The 16,501-nt window shown below is 70.5% G+C and carries 16 protein-coding genes and 1 pseudogene; 7 read left to right on the plus strand and 10 right to left on the minus strand.

Annotation, left to right across the window (positions count from 1 at the left end):
• Positions 1 to 5 precede the first annotated feature (5 nt).
• Positions 6 to 539: a TetR/AcrR family transcriptional regulator gene (locus tag CCN37_RS26720; RefSeq protein ID WP_086825983.1), complete on the plus strand. Its 534-nt coding sequence runs from the start codon at positions 6 to 8 to the stop codon at positions 537 to 539.
• Here the strand turns inward: CCN37_RS26720 and CCN37_RS26725 are convergent.
• The gene (locus tag CCN37_RS26725; protein WP_086825984.1) at positions 528 to 1,409 is read right to left on the minus strand and encodes an alpha/beta fold hydrolase; all 882 of its coding nucleotides are present in this window, start codon (positions 1,407 to 1,409) and stop codon (positions 528 to 530) included. The two genes, CCN37_RS26720 and CCN37_RS26725, sit on opposite strands and share 12 nt — an antisense overlap.
• A 53-nt stretch (positions 1,410 to 1,462) precedes the next feature.
• Between CCN37_RS26725 and lysX the strand changes: the two genes are divergently transcribed.
• Both lysX and CCN37_RS26735 read left to right on the plus strand, forming a co-directional pair.
• Positions 1,463 to 4,915, plus strand: a complete 3,453-nt coding sequence (lysX, locus tag CCN37_RS26730) for a bifunctional lysylphosphatidylglycerol synthetase/lysine--tRNA ligase LysX (RefSeq protein WP_086825985.1) — start codon at positions 1,463 to 1,465, stop codon at positions 4,913 to 4,915.
• Positions 4,912 to 5,529, plus strand: coding sequence for a DUF998 domain-containing protein (locus tag CCN37_RS26735; protein WP_086825986.1), 618 nt, complete (start codon positions 4,912 to 4,914; stop codon positions 5,527 to 5,529). The genes lysX and CCN37_RS26735 overlap by 4 nt, the downstream gene beginning before the upstream one ends.
• A gap of 83 nt (positions 5,530 to 5,612) precedes the next feature.
• Here the strand turns inward: CCN37_RS26735 and CCN37_RS26740 are convergent, their stop codons facing one another.
• From CCN37_RS26740 to CCN37_RS26765, 7 genes are all read right to left on the minus strand, one after another.
• A complete protein-coding gene (locus CCN37_RS26740; protein ID WP_143261827.1) occupies positions 5,613 to 5,885 on the minus strand; it encodes a DUF6355 family natural product biosynthesis protein in 273 nt (90 codons plus the stop codon).
• A gap of 33 nt (positions 5,886 to 5,918) precedes the next feature.
• Positions 5,919 to 6,185: a DUF6355 family natural product biosynthesis protein gene (locus tag CCN37_RS26745; RefSeq protein ID WP_143261828.1), complete on the minus strand. Its 267-nt coding sequence runs from the start codon at positions 6,183 to 6,185 to the stop codon at positions 5,919 to 5,921.
• A gap of 210 nt (positions 6,186 to 6,395) precedes the next feature.
• Positions 6,396 to 6,566, minus strand: a complete 171-nt coding sequence (locus CCN37_RS40145) for a hypothetical protein (protein ID WP_168200873.1) — start codon at positions 6,564 to 6,566, stop codon at positions 6,396 to 6,398.
• Between the two features lie 156 nt (positions 6,567 to 6,722).
• Complete coding sequence (locus CCN37_RS26750) at positions 6,723 to 6,968, minus strand: hypothetical protein (protein ID WP_086825989.1); 246 nt, start codon at positions 6,966 to 6,968, stop codon at positions 6,723 to 6,725.
• 167 nt (positions 6,969 to 7,135) lie between these two features.
• On the minus strand, positions 7,136 to 8,371 hold the full coding sequence (gene mshC, locus CCN37_RS26755) for a cysteine--1-D-myo-inosityl 2-amino-2-deoxy-alpha-D-glucopyranoside ligase (RefSeq protein ID WP_086825990.1): 1,236 nt from the start codon (positions 8,369 to 8,371) through the stop codon (positions 7,136 to 7,138).
• Positions 8,372 to 8,401: 30 nt separating this feature from the next.
• Positions 8,402 to 10,519: an efflux RND transporter permease subunit gene (locus CCN37_RS26760; protein ID WP_246843338.1), complete on the minus strand. Its 2,118-nt coding sequence runs from the start codon at positions 10,517 to 10,519 to the stop codon at positions 8,402 to 8,404.
• 187 nt (positions 10,520 to 10,706) lie between these two features.
• Entirely contained in the window at positions 10,707 to 12,659 is a 1,953-nt protein-coding gene (locus CCN37_RS26765) for a VWA domain-containing protein (RefSeq protein WP_086826008.1), read from the minus strand.
• A gap of 122 nt (positions 12,660 to 12,781) precedes the next feature.
• Between CCN37_RS26765 and CCN37_RS26770 the strand changes: the two genes are divergently transcribed.
• Positions 12,782 to 13,654 (plus strand): sucrase ferredoxin, encoded by an 873-nt coding sequence (locus CCN37_RS26770; protein WP_143261829.1) that lies wholly within the window; start codon positions 12,782 to 12,784, stop codon positions 13,652 to 13,654.
• Between the two features lie 9 nt (positions 13,655 to 13,663).
• Positions 13,664 to 14,383 (plus strand): annotated as a pseudogene (locus CCN37_RS26775) (lysostaphin resistance A-like protein); the annotation flags it as partial.
• Here CCN37_RS26775 and CCN37_RS41095 read toward each other — a convergent pair.
• Entirely contained in the window at positions 14,339 to 15,070 is a 732-nt protein-coding gene (locus tag CCN37_RS41095) for a TetR/AcrR family transcriptional regulator (RefSeq protein WP_246843337.1), read from the minus strand. The pseudogene CCN37_RS26775 and the gene CCN37_RS41095 sit on opposite strands and share 45 nt — an antisense overlap.
• A gap of 131 nt (positions 15,071 to 15,201) precedes the next feature.
• On the opposite strand from CCN37_RS41095, the gene CCN37_RS26785 reads away from it, so the two are divergent.
• Entirely contained in the window at positions 15,202 to 15,735 is a 534-nt protein-coding gene (locus CCN37_RS26785; protein ID WP_086826001.1) for a DinB family protein, read from the plus strand.
• Here CCN37_RS26785 and CCN37_RS26790 read toward each other — a convergent pair.
• On the minus strand, positions 15,732 to 15,938 hold the full coding sequence (locus CCN37_RS26790) for a hypothetical protein (RefSeq protein ID WP_086826002.1): 207 nt from the start codon (positions 15,936 to 15,938) through the stop codon (positions 15,732 to 15,734). The genes CCN37_RS26785 and CCN37_RS26790 overlap by 4 nt on opposite strands.
• A 25-nt stretch (positions 15,939 to 15,963) precedes the next feature.
• Here CCN37_RS26790 and CCN37_RS26795 point away from each other — a divergent pair, with 25 nt between their 5' ends.
• A complete protein-coding gene (locus CCN37_RS26795; RefSeq protein WP_086826003.1) occupies positions 15,964 to 16,488 on the plus strand; it encodes a CGNR zinc finger domain-containing protein in 525 nt (174 codons plus the stop codon).
• The last annotated feature ends 13 nt before the right edge of the window (positions 16,489 to 16,501 follow it).

Consider the following 16,501-nt stretch of genomic DNA (forward strand, 5'->3'; position numbering starts at 1 on the left):
GGCGGGTGGCGAGGGCTTCGGACACCAGACAGCGCATCCAGGCGGTCGCGCGCGATCTCTTCCGCCGCAACGGCGTGCAGAAGACCAGCCTCCAGGCCATCGCCGCCGAGCTCGGCATCACCAAACCCGCGCTGTACTACCACTTCGCCTCGCGCGAGGAGCTGGTGCGCAGCATCGTGCAGCCGCTGATCGAGGACGGCGAGGCGTTCCTGCGCCGGCAGGAGGAGCACGCCGTCGTCGACCAGCGCGCGCTGCTGGAGGGCTACTTCGACTTCCACTACGAGCACCGCGACCTGATCGTGCTGGTGCTCAGCGAGATGCCCACGCTGGCCGAGCTCGGCATGATCGAGATCGTGCTGACCTGGCGCCACCGCCTCGCCGAGCTGCTGTTCCCGCCGACGCCGGACCTGGCCCAGTCGACCAGGGCGGTGATGGCGCTCGGCGGGCTCCAGGACTGCACGATCCAGTTCCCGGACGTGCCGAGGGAGCAGCTGCGCGAGGCCGCGGTCAGCGCGGCGGTGGCGACCCTAACCGGATGAGGTCGCTGACCGGATGATCTCGTGCACGGCGGCGGCGACCACCTCGGGGCGGTCGAGGCCGAGCAGGTGGTCAGCGCCGCCGACGACCTCGTGCCTGCCGAGCGCGCTCACCGCGGCGAGGTCGGCGTGCGCGGCGAGCAGCCGGGCGGCGGCACGGCCGGAACCCATCGCGGAGGCGGCGGTCAGCACGGTCCACGGAATCGCGAGCGGAGTACTTGACGACGCGCGCATCTTTTCCAGTTCGCGAATCCGCGAAGGATAACTGGCGAACTCGGCGAGAAAGTCCGTAAAGAGGCCGGAATCGGCGAAACGGGCGCGCGCCGCCACCGGGTCGGGATCGGGCGCGGAGAGGGTGCCGAAAGTCATCATCAGCCCGCGCAGCGCAGGGCCGAGCCGCCGCGCCAGCCCGGGGTGCCGACGCACGGTGCCACGCCGCACCAGCCCGCGCACGGCCTTGGTGACCGGGTCGTCGACGGCGGTGCTGCCGGGCGGTTCCGGGCTCGGGTCGACGAGCACGGCACCCGCCGTCAGCTCGGGGTGCTCCCGCGCGTACGCCTCGACGATCATACCCGCCATCGAGTGCCCTACCAGCACAAACGGCATATCGGACGCAGAGTGCGCACGGAGTCGTTCGAGCGCGGCGACGCACTCGCGGAGCGGGAGGCCGCCGGGGGTGAACTCGACGGCGATGCCCGCGACACCGGGCTCCAGCAGCCGTGAGACCGGGTACCAGTCGGAAGCGAGTCCGCCGAGCCCGGAGCACAGCGCGACGACCGCGCGCGTCGGCTCGCCGGTGACCTCGACCCGGCCGAGGCACCGATCCCCGAAATGGCCGGAGTCCCCGGAATGTGAGCGGGCGCTGCTTCCCATTCCGCTAGTCTCGCCCACGAAGTGACCGTTCGACGAGCTGGAGAAGTCCGAACATGGGCAGTGATTCCGCCGACAACTCCGCCGCGACGGGAAAACAGACCGCAACGACAACGGCGGACAAGCCCAGGAGGACCAGCCGCCCGCCGCGCCACGAGGTGCCCGCGTGGAAGCACACGGCGGCGGCGGTCATCGCGACCGTCGTGGAACTGGGTGCGCTCTGCTCGCTGGTGCTCCTGCTGCTCGGCGACGACTACACCGACGCCGGCGACGCCATCCGCAGCGTCTTCGACTACACCGGCCTCCCGGTGGACGCCAACATCTTCATCGTCCTGGTGCTGGTCGTGCTCGGTGCCGCGCTGCGCAGGCGCAAGCGGGCCGCGCTGTGGGTGCTGGTGCTGTTCCAGGTCCTCTACGTGGTCGTCTACAACGCGATCGTGGCGCTGATCTGGCTGTACCTGCTGGCCATCGGCGACGCCACGGTGTCCGAGGACGACCTCCAGGACCTCGCCGTCTCGGACACCCTCTGGGACCTGGTGATGGCCAACCTGGTCGGCATCGGGCTCATCGTGGTGCTGCTGGTGCTGCGCCCCGCCTTCCCCGCCCGGCTCAACGAGGGCGCGGGCTGGCGGGCGCTGGGTTCGCTGGCCATCGGCATGGTGCTGGTGACGCTGATCGGCTGGGGTCTCGCGCCGTTCGCCTCCGCTACGCCCTCGGGCACCTTGGAGCAGCTGCTCTGGTCCTTCAGCCAGGTCACCGGCAACTGGATCCCGATCGACCAGATCGGCATCGACCAGGCCTCGTCGTCGTGGCTGACCTTCCTGCTGGACCTCAGCGGCACCCTGGTCGGCGCCTACGCGCTGGCCCGCTTCTTCCGCTCGGCGCGCAGCAAACGGCTGCTCTCCCAGGAGGAGGAGCTTGCGCTGCGCGAACTGCTGGCCGAGCACGGCGACGGCGACTCACTCGGGTACTTCGCCACCCGCAGGGACAAGTCGGTGGTGTTCGCGCCGTCCGGCCGCGCCGCGGTGACCTATCGCGTGATTGGCGGCACGTGCCTGGCCAGCGGTGATCCCATCGGCGACGAGGACGCGTGGCCCGCCGCGATCAACGCGTGGCTGGCCGAGGCCTACAGCTACGGCTGGGTCCCCGGCGTGCTCGGCACGAGCGAGGAGGGCGCGCACGCCTACACCGAGGCCGGGCTCAAGGCGCTGGAGATCGGTGACGAGGCGATCCTGGACGTCCGCGACTTCACCCTCACCGGCCGCGAGCGCCGGGGCGTGCGGCAGGCGGTCAGCCGGGTCGAGCGCGCCGGGTACACCGCGCGCGTCCGCAGGCACGGCGAGATCCCCGACGAGGAGATGGACCAGCTGATCGCCGCCGCGCAGATGTGGCGCGGCGAGGCGACCGAGCGCGGTTTCTCCATGGCGCTCGGCAGGCTCGGTGATCCTTCCGACGCGCGGTGCGTGATGGTCGAGGCCTACGACGCCGACGGTGCGCTGCGCGGGCTGCTCTCGTTCGTGCCATGGGGTCGCACGGGTCTGTCGATGGACCTCATGCGCCGCGACCGCGCCGCCGAGAACGGGCTCAACGAGTTCATGATCTGCGAGCTGGTCGAGGCGGGCGGCCGGCTCGGCGTGCAGCACATCTCGCTGAACTTCGCGATGTTCCGCGCGGTCTTCGAGGAGGGCGCGCGCATCGGCGCCGGACCCGTGCTGCGGCTGTGGCGGTGGGCGCTGAGCTTCGCGTCCCGGTTCTTCCAGCTGGAGTCGCTGTACCGGTCCAACGCGAAGTACGGGCCCAAGTGGGACCCGCGTTTCCTGTGCTACCGCAGCGCACGGCAGCTCGCGCGGGTCAGCCTCATCGCCGGTGTCGCGGAGGGCTTCGTGCCGAGCAGGCGCGCGCTGCTGCGGCCGAGCGTGGCGCGGCGTGAACTGCACACGCCCGAGGTGGCCGAGGCTTTCGTGCAGCAGGTGCACGCGATCGAGGAGCGCGTGCGCGAGCCGAAGTCCGCGCGGCGCCTGCCGGAGCAGGTGCGCGTGCGGCGCGACAAGCTCGACCGGCTCCGCGAGGAGGGCGTCGACGCCTACCCCGTCGGCTTCACGCGCGGGTGTTCGCTGGGCGAGGCGCGCGAGCGCGCGGGCGAACTCGCGCCGGACACCAGGACGGGCACGCGGGTCAGCGTCGCGGGCCGGGTCGTTGCCAAGCGCGAGGTCGGCAGGCTGTGCTTCGCGGTGCTGCGCGACTTCACCGGCGAACTCCAGCTGATGCTCTCCGAGGACCAGCTCGGCGCGGAGCGGCTGGCGGCGTGGAAGACCGCGATCGACCTCGGCGACCAGGTCGGCGTCGAGGGCGAGGTGATCACCTCCAAGCGCGGCGAGCTGTCGGTCTCGGTGACCGAGTGGATGATCACCGCGAAGTGCCTGCACCCGTTGCCGGACAGGCGCAAGGGGCTCGCCGACGCCGAGGCGCGGGTGCGCAGGCGCTACCTGGACCTGGTGGTCAACGACGAAGCGCGGACCATGTTGCGCGCACGGTCCACAGTGGTCAGAACGCTGCGGGAGTCCTTGCACACCAGGGGTTTCCTCGAAGTCGAGACGCCCATGTTGCAGGCCGTGCACGGTGGCGCGACCGCGCGGCCCTTCGTCACCCACATCAACGCCTACGACATGCGGATGTACCTGCGGATCGCGCCCGAGCTGTACCTGAAGCGGCTGTGCGTCGCCGGGGTGGACCGGGTCTTCGAGCTGAACCGCAACTTCCGCAACGAGGGCGCGGACGCCACGCACAACCCCGAGTTCACGATGTTGGAGGCGTACCAGTCCTACGCCGACTACAACACCATGCTGCACACCGTCCGCGAGCTGATCCAGGAGGCCGCGGTCGCCGCGCACGGGGCTCAGGTGGCACGGCACACCAACCCGGATGGAACCGTGACCGAGCACGACATCAGCGGTGAGTGGCCGGTGATCGGCGTGCACGAGGCGCTCGCGCAGCGCCTGGACGAGGAGATCACCCCCGACACCCCGTTCGACGAGCTGCGCAAGCACTTCGACGCGGCGGGCGTGCCGTTCCAGGACGGGTGGAGCCGGGGCAAGTACGTGGTGGAGGCGTTCGAGCACCTGGTGGAGGGGCAGACCGTGCGGCCGACGTTCTACCGCGACTACCCCACCGACGTGTCGCCGCTGACCCGCCAGCACCGCGAGGACCCCAGGCTGGCCGAACGGTGGGACCTGATCGCCTTCGGCGCGGAGATCGCCACCGCGTACTCCGAGCTGACCGATCCCGTCGAGCAGCGCGAGCGGTTGCAGTCGCAGTCGATGAAGGCGGCCAGCGGTGACGTCGAGGCGATGGAGCTGGACGAGGACTTCCTGCGAGCGCTGGAGTACGGCATGCCGCCGACCGGCGGGCTCGGGCTCGGCGTGGACCGGCTGCTGATGATGCTGTGCGGCGGCACGATCCGGCAGACCGTGCTGTTCCCGTTCGTGCGCCCCGAAGGCTCTTCGGTATGACGCGGTGGTTGCTCCTGCTCGGCACGCTCGTGTACTCCGCGTGGCTGCTGGAGTTCGTGCTGCCCGATGATCTGAGCCTGCTGCACAGCTACGTCTCGGAGCACATGGCCGGCGGGCAGCCGTACCGCTTCCTGTTCCGCACCACCGACGTCATCGCGGGCACCCTGTTCGTGGCCGCCGCGTTCTCGGTGCGGCACAAGCTCGTTCGCGTGGGGCTCGCGGTGTTCGGCGGAGTGACGGTGCTCGACGCGCTCGTGCCCTTGGACTGCGCGCCGAGCGTCGACCGCGCGTGCCGCCAGCGCGAGATCGACAACACCGTGTCGCTGTCCCACGAGATCCACCAGGCGTCGAGCGTGCTCGTGTTCTTCGGCATCATCACCGCCGTCATCGGCCTCCTCGCCCTGCGCGAAACCCTTGGCCCCCAAGCACGTCTCATCCTCTGGGCGTGCTTCGCGGTGCTGGCCGTGACCGGCTTGCTCTCCGCCGTGCTCGTCGGTGGCCCCTGGGCCGGGATCGTGCAACGCGTCCAACTCGTCGCCACCAACGCCGCACTCGTCCTGACCGCCGTAGCCCTCCCCCCGCGAACGCCCCCTTTGGTGCGTCCAAAGCCCTGAACGACCCGTTCAGGTACTTGAGCGCACTGAACGACCCGTTCAGTGCGCTCAAGGCACCAAACGAGCCGTTCGCGCGAGCGGGGTCAGCAGAGGCCGATGTACCACGCTCCCTCGGCCACCGGCCCCAACGCCTTCGTCCACAGCAGGTTGTCACCGGGACGGACGCACTTCGTCCGGTCGATCTCGAACCTCACGTCGATCTTGATCATCACGTGCGTCGGGCCGCAGTGGTGGTAGAAGTACGCGTAGCCGCCGTCACGAAAGCCCCCGCACCCGGGAACCGCGTTCGCCATCGGGGCCGTCAGGCTCATCGCCGCCAGCGCGGTGGCGAACACGATGGCCGCTCGTTGTCTCACCCGCATGCTCACTCCAGACATCGGTCAAGGGGCTCAGCAGGGCCCGACGTACCAGGCGTTCGTGGTGCGCGGCCACAGGCCGATGTTGTTCTTGGAGTTCGGCTCGACGCACTTGGTGAAGTCCCGGCCCCACGCCACGTCGACGTCGATCAGGACGCGGTCCGGGCCGCAGTGCGAGTAGTACGCGTAGGTCGCGTCGTTCCAATAGCCGCACGTTTCAGCGGCGGCAGCGGTCCCCGGAGCGGCCAGGCTCATCGCGGCCAGGGAGAGGGCAGCCGCGGCTGCTGCTCGAATCTTCATGCCGCGCAACGTAAGCAGCGGCCCTGAAATCCTGATGAAAGGGAAATCCGTTCGCGAAAGCGACCCTACGAACAGGTGTGAGCCGACCGCGACGGGGTCTTGCCGAGCGTCAGCAGCGACTCGCGCACCGCGCGCGCAGCGACGGTTCGGGTTCTGGTTCGGGAGCAGCTTCCTCACCGCTGGCGCGCACCCAGATCCGGTGCAGCTCGATCAGCTCGTCCCGCTCGGCGCCGCAGACCTTGGCGAAGTGCTCGGCGAACCTGACTCCGTCGGCACGGCCGCGCTGGAGCGGTAGCGGTGCAGCATGGAGCGGCTGATCCCGGCCCGGTTCGCCAGCACGTCGTAGCTGCGCCCCGACCGCTCGGCCAACGGGACGGCCACTCCTGCCCACCCACAGCAGGTCAGAGCCGCCTTCTCATCCCGCCGCCCCAGTTTAACGCGCCCCCTGTCCGGTCGGGTGTGACTGGACATCCCGTTGTTGTTGTTGTCCTGCAACGAATCTGGCGCTGAACGAGAGCAGCGACGAGGTGAGATCGTTCAGGCGAAGAGGTTGTAGAAGCCGAAGAGCCACCCGGAACCCACGATCAGGCCAGCCAGCAGCAGGCCGCCGACGATGCCGAAGAGCACGTCGCCCGCGCTGGTCGGGCGGTAGCACTCGGCGCAGTAGCAGTTCTCCGCCGGACGCGTGATGTGCGCGGGGCGCGCGGAACGGACAGGCGGCCTGCGGCGCTGCGGAACACGGGCGGCCGGGCTGTATCGGTAAGCGTGCACCGGTGCGCTCATCGTGAGTCCTCCCCCTGGAAACCCCATCAAGTGATCACTCTCAAGACGTGGTCTTACCCAGGACGGTTGCGTGTCAAGCGTCTCGTAACAAGATCGTTGCTGCGCGCGACCCGGACCGGTGCACAACGGCGCCCGCCGCGCGAAAACGCGACGGGCGCCGGGATGAACTACAGCTCGATGCCGAGCAGCGCGTCGACGGCGTCGCGCACGAGAGCGGGGGCGCCCGCGTCGGTGCCGCGCCGGGTCAGCGCTTCGGCGGCCCAGACGTCGACGGCGGCGAGGGCGCGCGGGGTGTCGAGGTCGTCGCCGAGGTGGTCGCGCAGGCGCCGCACGAGCGATTCGGCGGTCGGGCCCTCAGGCAGCGACACGGCCTCGCGCCACCGGATGAGGCGCTCCTCGGCGGCGGAGAGCAGTTCGGCGCTCCACGAGCGATCTGAGCGGTAGTGATCAGCCAGCAGCGCCAGGCGCACGGCCATCGAGTCGACCTCGTCGGCGCGCAGCTTGGACACGAAGACGAGGTTGCCCTTGGACTTGGACATCTTCTCGCCGTCGAGGCCGATCATGCCGCTGTGGCTGTAGTGCCGCGCGAACGGCGCCTGGCCGGTCAGCTGCTCGGCGTGGGCGGCGCTGAACTCGTGGTGCGGGAAGATCAGGTCGGAGCCGCCGCCCTGCACGTCCACGGTCGCGCCGAGGCGGTTGACGGCGATGGCGGTGCACTCGATGTGCCAGCCGGGGCGGCCGGGGCCGAGCTCGCCGTCCCACGAGGGCTCGCCCTCGCGCGCGCAGCGCCACAGCAGCGCGTCCAGCGGGTGCCGCTTGCCGGGGCGGTCGGGGTCGCCCCCGCGCTCGGCGAAGTACTTGAGCATGGTCGGCTCGTCGTAGTTGGACTCGGAGCCGAAGCGCCCGGTGGCGGTGTGGTCGAAGTAGATGTCCGGGTGCTCGTCCTCCAGCCGGTAGGCAGCGCCAGAGGCGAGGAGCTTGCCGACGGCCTCGATGATCTCCGGGATGGCCGCGACGGCGCCGACGTACTCGCGCGGCGGCACCACCCGCAGCGCCTCCATGTCCTCGCGGAACAGCGCGGTCTCGCGCAGCCCGAGCACCACCCAGTCCTGTTTGTCCCGCTTCGCCCGCTCCAGCAAGGGGTCGTCGATGTCGGTGACGTTCTGCACGTAGTGCACCTCGTGGCCGTTGTCCAGCCAGACGCGGTGCACCAGGTCGAAGGCGAGGTAGGTCGCCGCGTGCCCGAGGTGGGTGGCGTCGTACGGGGTGATCCCGCAGACGTAGAGCTTGGCCACCTGACCCGGCGAGGTCGGCCTGACCTCAGCGGATGCGGTGTCGTAGAGCCGAAGCGGGCGGGGCGTGCCAGGCACGCGCGGAACCGGGACGGATGACCAGGGTTGCATGATTACGACCCTAGACAGTTACCTGGCTCATTAACCACTCAAGGCGTCCGGCCCGTCCTCCGAGCGCCGAGCCGGTTCCGCGCGCCACAGCTTCCCGGGCCACCACACGGCCCGCCCGATGTGGATGGTCAGCGCGGGCACGAGCAGCGAGCGCACGACGAGCGTGTCGAGCAGCACACCGAAGGCCACCAGGAACGCCAGCTGCGCCAGGAACAGCAGCGGCAGCACGGCCAGCGCCGCGAAGGTGGCCGCGAGCACGACACCGGCCGAGGTGATCACGCCGCCGGTCACCGTGAGCCCGCGCAGCGTGCCGGTGACGGTGCCGTGCTTGATCGTCTCCTCGCGCACGCGCGTCATCAGGAAGATGTTGTAGTCGATGCCGAGTGCGACGAGGAACACGAAGGCGAACAACGGCACGCTCGGATCGGCGCCGCCCCAGCCGAGCAGGTGCTCGAAGATCAGCCCGCTGACGCCGAGCGTGGCGGCGAAGGACAGCACCACCGTGGCGGTGAGCAGCAGCGGCGCCAGCAGGGAGCGCAGCAGCAGCGCGAGCACGAGGACGATCACCACGAGCACCGCCGGGATGATCACCCACCGGTCCCGCGAGGACGCCTCCTGCACGTCGTACTGCAACGCCGTGAAGCCGCCGACCTTCGCCTCGGCGTTCGGGACCTTGTGCACCGCATCGCGCAGCGTCTGCACGGCGGCAACGGACTCCGGGGAGTCGGCGGGAGCGGAGAAGGTGGCGAAGATCTGCACCTTCCCGTTGACCACCTTCGGCTTGAGCGCGGTCACGTCGGCGGGTGGCGGGGCGCCGGGCGGCAGGTCGAAGCCGATGGTGACGTCGGCGATACCGGGCACCTTGGCCGCCGCCATCACCGCCGGAGCGGTCTGGGCGTTGGCGATGATCGCGGCCGGGCTGCCGATGCCGCCGGGGAAGTGCGCCGAGAGCGCCTTCTGCCCGGCGACCGACTCGACCTTGGTCAGGAAGAGGTCGGTCTGCGAGGTGCCCGCCGACTTGAACTGGGGCAGCAGCGCGGCGCCGCCGAGCAGCACCAGCGCGGTGATCATCCAGGTGAGCCGGGGCCGGTTGCCCACGGCGGCGGCCACCCGCGCCCAGGAGCCGTGCTGCTCGATGTCGCTGGGCACCTTGGCGTGCTTGCCGGTGACCGCCATCGGCCGGAACGGCCAGAAGGCCACCCGTCCGAAGATCACCAGCACGGCGGGCAGGAAGGTCAGCGAGGCCAGCAGCGACATCACGATGCCGGTGGCCGCGACCGGGCCCAAGCCCCGATTGGAATTGAGTTCCGACAGCAGCAGGCACATCAGGCCGAGCACCACGGTGCCCGCCGAGGCCAGGATCGGCTCGAAGGAGGCGCGGTAGGCCTTGCCCATCGCGGTGTAGGGCGAGGCGTGCCTGCGCAGTTCCTCGCGGTACCGGGCCACCAGCAACAGGGCGTAGTCCGTCGCGGCACCGAATACCAGGATGAACAGGATTCCCTGACTGGAGCCGGAGAGCGTGAGGACCTCGTTGGCGGCCAGCTCGTAGACCACGAACGTGGAGCTGGCCAGCGCGAGCCCGGCGGAGGCCAGCACCAGGATCGGCAGCAGGGGGCTGCGGTAGACGACCACCAGGATCAGGGCGACGACGGCGGCGGTCACCCCGAGCAGCAGTTCGTCGATGCCCTTGAAGATGTCGGCGAGATCACCGAGCAGACCGGCGGGACCGGTGATGTAGGCGTTGAGCCCGGCGGGCAGGTTCTTGCCCGCGATCTCGCGCAGCTCGGCGATGGTCCTGGCCAGCTTGGCGCCGTCCTGGGCGTCCAGCGCGGCGACCGCCTGCACGGCCTGGCCGTCCTTGGCCAGGTCGGGCGGGGAGATCTGGCCGTTGATGCCGGGCAGCGCGGCGAGCTGGGCCAGCCGCTCCTGCAAGGCGTTCTGGTCGGTCATGGTCAGCCCGGCCGGGCGTTCGAAGACCAGCACCGCGGGCAGCACGCGCTTGTCGGAGAACGCGGCCTGGAGGTTGGTCGCCTCGGTGGATTCCGCGCTCGCGGGCAGGAAGGAGGCGTTGTCGTTCTTCTGCACCTCGGCGAGACGGCTCTGGAACTGGCCGCTGAACCCGCCGAAGACCAACCAGGCGAGGACCATCAGCGCGGGCAGCACCCACCGCCACCGCGGTCTTCGCTGCTTTTCGACCTCCACGGGGGAAGTCCTCCCCTCCGGTGCAGACATCCGGTACAGGCAAACCGTCTCCGGACGCCCATCATGCCGTGTGATCAACTGTTCCGCGCAATGACACGGCGACCTTTCGAGTTGTCCTAGTTGGACAGTCGCGTCAGCCGCGCCTGTTCCTCAGGTAGTCCGCCACCACGGCGGCACCGAGTCCGTCCGTCGTCGGCGCGAGAACGCGGCCCCCGGTGCGGCGCGCCACGGTGTCCACGAACGCCTCCAACCTGGGGTTCTCCCCCAACATGAACACGGTGATCCCCGCGCCGCGCCTGGCGAGCGCGTCGACCTCGACCATGGTCTTGGCGATGGTCTCGCGGCGTGGCGGGTAGTCGAAAACGGCTTCGCCGTCGGGTTCCAGGTGCGCGGTGGGTTCGCCATCTGTCACAACGAGTACGACCGGATGCGCGTCCGGGTGCCGCCGAAGGTGGCGTCCTGCCAGCATCAGCGCGTGGTGCAGGTTGGTCCCCTGCTCGTGAGTTCCTTCCAGCGCCGTGAGTTCACCGATGTCCACGCTCATCGCGTGCCTGCCGAAGGTGATCAGCTGGAGCTCGTCGGTGCGAAAACGCGTGCGCACCAGGTGGTGCAGCGCGAGCGCGGTGCGCTTCATCGGCACCCACCGGCCGTCCTGGACCATGGACCACGACGTGTCCACGCACAGCGCGACGACCGCCCGCGACCGCTGTTCCGTCTCGGCGATCTCCACGTCGGCGACGTCGATCGTCAGCGCCTCACCGGTTCCCGCCGTGCGCAGGACAGCGTTTCCCACCGTGCGCGCCGCGTCCCACGGCTCGGTGTCGCCGAAGCGCCACGGCCTGGTGGAGCCGGTCCGCTCCCCCGCGGCGCCCGCGCGGTCGGCGTCGCGTTCGCCGCGCGCTCCGCGCAGCTGGCCGAGCACATCGCGCAACGTGTCTTCGCCCAGACGGCGCAACGCCTTGGGGCTCAAACGGAGGTCTCCGTCCGGGCCGCGCTGCAACATCCCCTGCGCGCGCAGCTGCCGTTCCAGCTCAGCGAGCGCCCTGGCATCCACAGTGGACTGTTCGCCGAGGTGCCGTTCCAGCAGCTCGGAATCGATGTCCTCCATGCGCGCGCCCGGGTGCGCCTGCGCGAGCTGCTCGGCGAGCTGGTCGAGTTCTCCCAGCTCCTGCAACGCCTCCGTCGCCTCGGAGAGCCCCATGGCCTGGTCGCCGCGGAAACGCCCGCTCCCAGCCCAGTCCTCGCCAGGGCGCAGTGCGCGCAGTTTGTCGTCCACTTTGGACAGTGCTTCGGCCAGCCGGGGGTCGCCGAACGCCTGCTGGGACAGTTCGGCCAGCTCGGCGCGCTGCTGCGGCGTCATCGAGTTCAGCAGCCGCTGCGCCGCCGCCGAACGCGCCGCGAGCAGGTCGATCAGCTCGTCCACCGTGCGCGGGTTCTCCGGGAAGAACTCCCCGTGCTTGCCCATGAACTCCTGGAAGCGCGACTGCGTGTCCGCGCGCCCCTGGGCATGCGCGGCCAGCAGGAGGTCCAGGTCGGCCAGCATCTCGCGAACGCGCTCAGCGTCCTCCGGTTTCGCCTGCTTCAGCGCCTCGCTCATACCTTTGAAACGCTGCTCCATCATCTGCTGGCCGAGCAGCTGCTGGATCTCCTGGTACGCCTCAGCCGCTTCGGCCGAACGCCAGTCATAATCAGCCAGCTCGCGCACGGCCCCGCCGACGTTGTTGGGCACCATGTCCAACCGCATCTGCCGGAACTGCGCGTCCTCGCCGCTGTCGGCGCCCAACGCGCGGCGCTCCGCCGCCAACGCCCGGTCGAGCAGCCGCTTGGCCTCCTGCACGGTCCCGTCGAGCCGGTGCCTGCGCTGCAACGCCGCACGTCGCTGCCACACCTGCCTGGTCAGCTCATCCAGTCCGCGAGTACCGGGCATGCCCTGGCGCAGCAGCTCGCGCAGCGCCGACTCCGGTGAGGACCCCGCCATCACCTCGCGACCGATCTCCGCCAGCGCCGCGCGCAGGTCCGGCGGGGGCGCGAGCGGGTCACGCCCGCCGTCCCACGGTCCGTACCGGTAGCTACCGGGCTCAGCCATGGCCACCTCCCTGCCCCAGGCTGCCACGCCCGACCAGCCCGCGACCACGTGCATTCCCGGCGAGGAACGCGGGCAACCCCGGGGTGTCGTTCAAGCACCAACCGGGTGATGATGGGCGGAGCATGCACAAGACCAGCGGCTGCGCCGCGCTCGCCTCCGCAGAACCCCTCGCCGGGACCGCCCCGGTCGCGGCGAGCTGGCTCTGCGTGGAACAACCCGGCCCGTGGGGCGCGGACGCGCTGGTGGACAGCCATCTCGACCCCGGGATCGGAGCCCAGCTGGTACGCCGTGCCAAAGAGGCCGGTCACCGCGTCGTGCTGATCCGCCGCCCGGGACGGCATCCCGACATGCACCGCCCGCGACCTCGCCGCGTGTACCTCGCCTCGACCCGACCTGACGCGATGTGGCTGTTCAAGCACACCGTGGACAGGCCGGAGGACCTACTGGAACTCGATCTCACCCGGCCCTTCGGCCAGTCCGTGGCGGAACCGCTGCTGCTGGTCTGCACGAACGGCAAGCGCGACCGGTGCTGCGCGTTGCTCGGCCGGCCGATCGCGGCGGAGCTGGCCACCGAGTACGGCGAGTCGGTGTGGGAGAGCACGCACACCGGCGGCCACCGCTTCGCGCCCGCGATGGTCGCCCTGCCGACCGGCTTCGTGCACGGCAGGCTCGACGTCTCCCAGGCACGGGACCTCCTGAAGGCGACCGCCGCCGGGGAGATGGTGGTGCAGGGCTGCCGGGGCCGGGCGACGTGGAGCCCGATCGGCCAGGCCGCCGAGCTGGCCGTCCGCTCCGCGATCGGCGAGGTCACGGCGAACTCGCTCACCGTCGCGGCCGAGTCGGCGGACGCCGTGACCGTCGAGCACGTCGACGGACGGCGGTGGCGGGTGCGGATGGCCGTCACCGAACTGCCCGCGTGGCCGAACAGCTGCGGCAAGATGGCCACGGCGGGCTCGTCCTTCTCCTGTCTGGGCGTGGAGCCCGCCTCCAGCTGAGGGGGCGGAATGACGAGGACCGGCCGAGCGCTGCTCGTCGGTGGGATCGCGGTGTTCGCGGCGGCGGTGCTGGGGTTGGTGCTCAGCGGGCACACGGCTCTGCGGTACTCCGCCGACCACGACGGAGCGCGGTCGCTCTGGCAACTCTGGACTCCGGTCGCGGTCGGACTGCTGGTAGCGGTGTTGCTGGCACCGAAAAAACCGGCGGCCGATCCGTTCGCAGGTACGGAACCCCGAAAGCTCACCGTGCAGGCGTGGAGCTTGGCGGCACTGGGTGCCGCGTTCGCGGTGGGCTACTACCTGTCACCACGCGGTGATCTGTGGTTCCTGGGCCTGAAGTTGGCTCTGCTGCTGGCGATCCCGCTCGCCGTGGGCGCCACCTGGCGGGAGTGGTCCACTGTGGACCTTCGAGGCCGATGGCTGCGCCCGCTGCTCGTCGTGACCGTCTACATCGGACTGCTCTCGGTGCTGACGCCGTGGAGCGGGGCCGCGGTACCGCTGTCGGTGATCGCGGTGGTGTTCCTCGTGAACGCGGCACTGGAGGAGATCTTCTACCGGTTCTGGCTGCAAACCCGGCTGGAGTCCCTGTACGGACGCTGGCCCGCCATCGTCGTGTCCGCGCTGGTGTGGGCCGCGTGGCACGCGGCGATCCAGGGCGGCGCGGGACTGCCGCTGGACCTCGCGTCAGTCGTCGCCAACCAGGGGGTCACCGGGCTCCTGCTCGGCTACCTGTGGTCGCGGCACCGCAACCCCTGGCTGCTGCTCCTGGCCCACGGGCTGCTCAACGCTCCCCCGGCCATGCTCGTCGCGCTGTTCTGAAGCACTGGGAACGGCGGCGTCGAACAGGCCCCGGCCGAGGTCCTGGGAGTCGTCGAGCCCGAGCTTGCCGAGCGCGTCGTCCGGCAGAGCCAACAGGGAGATCGACACGCCCAGGAAGTACGCGTCCAGCAACGCCGCGTCGCGCGGGGTGGTGTCGAGCCCGGCCGAGCGGTGCACCGCGATGACGCCCTCGGCGTTGGCCCGCACCATCTCGCCGAGCGCTTCGCGGACCTCGGGACGGCGCACGCCTTCCAGGTACAGCTCGAAGAGGGCCAGCGTCTGCGTGCGGTCGCCGTGCACGGCACGCGTCAGCATCGCCGGGTACAGCTCGCGGACCTGGTCCGGGCGCACCTCGGCGGGCGTGGTGTCGCGCAGCACTTGCACGGCCGCGCTGTGCTCGTCGGCCATCCGCCGCGCGGCCGCGACCAGCAGCGCGTTGCGCGTGGGGTAGTAGTTCTTGGTGGTGCCGAGGGGAACCTGGGCCTCGCGGTCCACCGCGCGGTGGGTGAGGCCGCGACCGCCTTCCCTTGCCAGCACGTCGATCGCCGCGTCCGCGAGCAGTTCGCGGCGCGAGTGTGCGCGTGCCCCAGAAGCCATGTCCGTCCCCGACCCGACCACCACAACAGCGGTACCCTAACTGTGGTGCGGCGTTCGCGGCCACTCGAAGTGATCTCCCCTACTCGGAAACCGAGTCGTGCTCGCGCCGCCGATGTGTCAGGGTCTGCGCCATGTCCGCCACCCCGACCGCCCTGCCGCGTTGGCAGTTCGACCTCACCTGGTCGCTGTTCGAGTTCCACCTCGACCGCCTCGAAGACGCGGATTTCCTGTGGGAGCCCGGAAAAGCCTGCTGGACCGTGCGCGAGGGCGACGACGGCGCGTGGCGGCCGGACTGGGACGAGAGCGAGCTGGACCCGATCCCCGTGCCCACGATCGCCTGGCTCACCTGGCACATCGGCTGGTGGTGGAGCACCGCGATCGACCACGCGCTCGGCCGGACCCCGCGCGAGCGCGTCGACGTGACGTGGCCCGGCGACGGCGCGGCGACCGTGGCATGGCTGCGCGAGCTGCGCGCGGAGTGGGTGAGTGTGCTCGACGCACTCTCCGAGGAAGATCTCGCCGCTGTGGCACCGTTTCCGTGGCCGAGCGACCCCGAGCACCGCGTCGCGCACATGCTCGCGTGGGTGAACGCGGAGCTGATGAAGAACGTCGCCGAGATCGGTCAGCTCCGCCTGATCCGCGCCACGTCCACTGTGGACAGTTAGCCCGTCATCGCGGTGTCCGGAACGCCCGCCGTGCCCACGAGGGCGTTCCCGAGCAACACCAGGCGCAGTCCGCACACGCACCGCACGTAGCGGACCGCGCCGGTCGAGGTGTGGTGCGAGGAGGCGACGGCGGGACCGGCCCCCTCGGCAGGCCATCCGCAGTTCGGGCAGGTAACCGCGTCCGGGATCTCATTGCGCTGCATGCCCCCAGCCTGCTGTCATGGGCTAGTGCACATCAACCCTTACGGCAGTGACAAGGCGTCGCTCGCGGTCGGGCTGGTCAACGCCGACCCCGGCATCGACCCGCCCGCGATGGGTGAGCTGCTGCGGCACTACAAGACGACCAGGCCCACCGTCGACGCCGAGGAGACCGCCGATCTCCTTGCGTGGGCGGCGAAACTCCGCGTCGTCTTCGAGGCGGCCGACCTCGACGAGCGCATCGACGTGCTCAACCGCCTGCTCGGCGAGGCCGCGATCCAGCCGACCATCGCGCGCCACGACGGCGAGATGACGCCGCACCTGCACTACTCGCTCGACACCGACAGCACCGTGAAGCGGGTGAAGGCCCGCACCGCGACCGGCCTCGCGCACGTGGTGTGCGCCTCCGGCGGCGGCCGGCTCGGCTGCTGCGCCCGCGAGGGCTGCACCACCGTGTTCATCGACACCTCGCGCAACGGCCGCAGGCGCTTCTGCTCCACCCAGTGCGCCAACCGCATCTACGTGGCCGACCACCGCGCCCGCCGCCGCGCCTAAGGGCTGTCTCGTA

The sequence above is a fragment of the Allokutzneria sp. NRRL B-24872 genome, from assembly GCF_002155965.1.
In the GTDB taxonomy this organism is placed as follows: Bacteria; Actinomycetota; Actinomycetes; order Mycobacteriales; family Pseudonocardiaceae; genus Allokutzneria.

Coding starts and splice junctions, on each gene's coding strand:
- CCN37_RS26785 (WP_086826001.1), top strand. CDS start 15,202: ATGTCCGCCACCCCGACCGCCCTGCCGCGTTGGCAGTTCGACCTCACC.
- CCN37_RS26725 (WP_086825984.1), bottom strand. CDS start 1,409: ATGGGAAGCAGCGCCCGCTCACATTCCGGGGACTCCGGCCATTTCGGG.
- CCN37_RS26760 (WP_246843338.1), bottom strand. CDS start 10,519: ATGGTCCTCGCCTGGTTGGTCTTCGGCGGGTTCAGCGGCCAGTTCCAG.
- CCN37_RS26745 (WP_143261828.1), bottom strand. CDS start 6,185: ATGAAGATTCGAGCAGCAGCCGCGGCTGCCCTCTCCCTGGCCGCGATG.
- mshC (WP_086825990.1), bottom strand. CDS start 8,371: ATGCAACCCTGGTCATCCGTCCCGGTTCCGCGCGTGCCTGGCACGCCC.
- CCN37_RS26735 (WP_086825986.1), top strand. CDS start 4,912: ATGACGCGGTGGTTGCTCCTGCTCGGCACGCTCGTGTACTCCGCGTGG.
- CCN37_RS26790 (WP_086826002.1), bottom strand. CDS start 15,938: ATGCAGCGCAATGAGATCCCGGACGCGGTTACCTGCCCGAACTGCGGA.
- lysX (WP_086825985.1), top strand. CDS start 1,463: ATGGGCAGTGATTCCGCCGACAACTCCGCCGCGACGGGAAAACAGACC.
- CCN37_RS26770 (WP_143261829.1), top strand. CDS start 12,782: ATGCACAAGACCAGCGGCTGCGCCGCGCTCGCCTCCGCAGAACCCCTC.
- CCN37_RS26765 (WP_086826008.1), bottom strand. CDS start 12,659: ATGGCTGAGCCCGGTAGCTACCGGTACGGACCGTGGGACGGCGGGCGT.
- CCN37_RS41095 (WP_246843337.1), bottom strand. CDS start 15,070: ATGGCTTCTGGGGCACGCGCACACTCGCGCCGCGAACTGCTCGCGGAC.
- CCN37_RS26750 (WP_086825989.1), bottom strand. CDS start 6,968: ATGAGCGCACCGGTGCACGCTTACCGATACAGCCCGGCCGCCCGTGTT.